We start from the raw sequence: 3,241 nt of genomic DNA, 5'->3' as shown, positions 1-3,241 counted from the left end.
CCGATCCGCACTCCGCACAACTCGGCAGCGCGGACTCCCGACAGGTACGTGATCTTGCCCATCACGTAGTCACGCCGAGCGATCATCGGCTTACGAGCCTCCACCAACGATTCCCGCCAACGGCCGAAGAACTCGCGCACGGCGCGTTGCGACGGGGGTATGCGAAGACCGAAGTCGCCGCGGTGGCGCGGACGGTTGAACACGTCGATCGGTGACTCGACCGCAGCACCGTAGCGGCGCGCGATCTCCCCGGCGTAGCGCTGTTCCAAGAACGCGAAGTAGTGATCGATCAGAGTCATCTTGCGGCGTACCGTCGCTTGCGCCCGCTTCCCGACTCCGGCGAAATACTTGTCGACCTGGCGGGAAGTCAGCCGCCACGGCACCAACTCGTAGTGCCGGCAGACCTCGATGACCGGCTTGGTCAATCCATCCAATGTGGCAGGCGCCAAACCCGCCGCATCCCTCGCCCACTGGTACTCCGCGACCGTGTCGAGAAAGAAGCTCTGCTCGTCGCCACTCGACATCGCCGCAGCGTTGCGCCGCTCCAGCGTGAGCACATCGGCCAGTCCCGACTCCAGCAGCGGCGGCACAGGTGCATCGTCGTTCTCACTCGCCGCGGTCTCGGCGAGTGAAAGCATCCGTGTCCCGGAATCCGCCATGATCACGAAGATTACAACGATAACTCCTGAATTTCGGGAACGACTCGCCAAATCCAGCAGACATCCACTCAGACTGCTACGTAGTCTCTGTGCTGCTGAAATGCGATGAAGCGAGTCGATGCGGGCGTCAGGAACCCGTCTCTGCTCCGGTTGTCCACTGTTGCGGTGGCCAGGGTTTTGGGCATCAGCTCGTCGAAACCCGACGGGTGCAGGTTGGAGGACACCGCGACGGATTTACGTTCGTAGGCGGCTTCGACGACTCGGTAGAGGCCCTCGGCAGCATCGGTCCCGACGGGGAGCAGGCCGACGTCGTCGATGACGACGAGTTCGGCGCGCACGATCTTGGCGATGGCTTTGCCCAGGGTGTCGTCGGCGCGGTGGGCGCGCACGAGGGTGCCGAGTTGTTCGAGGCTGAACCAGGCTACGGGCATGCCGGCTTCGATCACTTTCTGCCCGAGCGCTTCGAGGAAGAATGTTTTGCCGGTGCCGGCGGGCCCGCAGACGACGAGGTTCTCCCGTCGCTGGACCCATTCGAGGGTTTGCAGGGCGTGCTGGGTGGGTACCGGGATCGATGAGGCGGTCTCGTCCCACACGTCGAAGGTTTTGCCGGTGGGGAAGTTCGCCGATTTGCGCCGTGAGGCGAGCATGGAGCGGGCCCGGCCGGCCGATTCCTCGGCGAGCAATGCTTTGACGACTTCGGCGGGGTCCCAGCGCTGAGAGCGGGCGGTGGCGAGCACATCGCCGGCGATGGCGCGGGCGTGCGGGAGCCGCAGTTGCCGCATCAATGCCTCGACCTCTGGGGGCAGCACGGTGTGGGGTGCGGTTGTGGCGGCGGTCATCGTGTTTCCTCCTCGGTGGCCTCATTCTCATCGATAGTGTTGGTGCCCAACATGTTCCATCCCTTCGTTCCCTGGGCCAGGGACGTGGTTTCTGAGGCGTGATGCCGCGTCTGGTCGAGCCCTTTGGCGGCGAGGACCGAGTCGAGGTCACCGGTGGCGAAGCGGCCATGCACCGCGGCATTGCCCAGTGCCCAGTCCACATCTGCCGCCCCGTGCAGCGCGGCCAGGGAGACGGCGTGGCGCATCTTCTCCCGCATCCGTTCGGTACCGACGGAGGCGGCTTCTTTCAGCCACAACCCGGCGCCCTCGCCGATCGCCAGGAATGCCTGTTCTTCGGCGGTGCGGGCCCGAATCCGATAGTCGCCTGGTGTTTTCGGCTGATGTCCGGGGAAATGTGCGTCGTCGATCGCGGGGGTCCCGCGAGTGGCGCGGGCATGCCGGGCGACCTCGACCGGGCCGCCGGCATCGAGAGCACACACGATCACCTCGTCGGTGGTCGGATGATGACGCACCCACACCGATTGACCCAACAGTGTTGCCGGAACAGAGTATTGGCAATGTTCGAAGGCGATTATCGGCGTGTTCTTGGGAACCTGACGGGTCACCCCCAACCCGGCGGTATGCGGCAGCTGCGGAATCGGATGCAACCGCATCCGTTCGGCGGCGAGCATCTCCACCGGCCGCCGACCGGTGGTGCGGTGCTCGCGGTCGTTGACCTCGACCATGAACTGCTCACACGCCGCCACGACCTGCGCGAACGAGTCGTAGGCCTCGAGCAGATTGGTGTCGGTCGGCACGATATCGGCCTTGGCCAGCTTGACCGCGTTTTCCACCCCGCCCTTGGTCGCCGGGTCCGCCGGCTCGCAGGTGAGCACGGTGGTGCCGTAGTAGCGGCTGAACGACACCGCGTCGCGGTTGCGGACCGGGACCCCGGCGATATGGCCGGTGGTGACGGTCTTCTCGTTGTCGGTCAACACATAGGTCGGTGCGCCACCGATGATGCGGAACGCCCGGTCCAGGCCGGCGAACACACTCGGCGCGGTGCGGTCTCGCAGCGCGATGACCACCCGGTAGCGGCACCACGCCAGCCACGCCACCAACAACACGACCTTGCGGCCATCAACAACCGGCCCGTCACCGAAGTCGTACTGCAGCCACAACCCGGGTTCGGTGATCCACGGACGGTGTACCCGCGTATTACCCAGTCGCCATGAAGCTTTCACTTCTGCCACCGCACGACGTGTGGTACGTTCAGTGCCGCTATAGCCCAGAGTGACAAGCTTTTCGTGCGCCTTGTCGGCGCGGATCTTTCCGTTCGTGTCCTGCACCCACCCCTCGATATGCGGCAGGAAATCGTCGATCAACCGGGCGCGACGCACCGCCGGCGCCAGCCCAGCAGCACGATCGTCCACCGCCCGCTTGACCGTGTGATGGCTGCACCCGCACAACTGCGCAGCAGCCCGATACGACCCCGTCAGGTCGTAGGCATTGAGTATGTCCATGAGTTCTCCGTCAGACTTCAAGAAGGGTCTTCTCCCGTGCGTGAGTTCGATACGACTAGGCATCGCCATCGAAACCAACGGGAGAGGCCCGCACAGCGCAGACGCGCCGTCGGATGAGACAGGTGCAGGCAAAATCGTGTCCGCCAACGGGCAGTTTCCTGACCGCCAGTGGGCAGTCCTTATTGGCCGTCAGCGGGCACTTTCGTGACCGCCCATGGGCAGTTTTTCATGTCCGCTGACA

The 3,241-nt window shown here is 64.6% G+C and carries 3 protein-coding genes; all 3 read right to left on the bottom strand.

The window, feature by feature from the left end:
• The coding region (locus tag L1892_RS24475; RefSeq protein ID WP_235726345.1) for a site-specific integrase at positions 1-659 on the bottom strand (659 nt) is incomplete at its 3' end.
• Between the two features lie 68 nt (positions 660-727).
• Complete coding sequence (locus L1892_RS24470; RefSeq protein WP_272492748.1) at positions 728-1,498, bottom strand: ATP-binding protein; 771 nt, start codon at positions 1,496-1,498, stop codon at positions 728-730.
• A complete protein-coding gene (gene istA / locus L1892_RS24465; RefSeq protein WP_308191738.1) occupies positions 1,495-3,021 on the bottom strand; it encodes an IS21 family transposase in 1,527 nt (508 codons plus the stop codon). The genes L1892_RS24470 and istA overlap by 4 nt, the downstream gene beginning before the upstream one ends.
• Between the last annotated feature and the right edge of the window lie 220 nt (positions 3,022-3,241).

It is taken from the genome of Gordonia tangerina (genome assembly GCF_021556435.1).
Classification (GTDB): Bacteria; Actinomycetota; Actinomycetes; order Mycobacteriales; family Mycobacteriaceae; genus Gordonia; species Gordonia tangerina.
The sequence above is the reverse complement of the archived record's forward strand: the minus strand, read 5'-3'. Positions and strand labels throughout refer to the sequence as shown.

Coding starts and splice junctions, on each gene's coding strand:
- L1892_RS24470 (WP_272492748.1), bottom strand. CDS start 1,498: ATGACCGCCGCCACAACCGCACCCCACACCGTGCTGCCCCCAGAGGTC.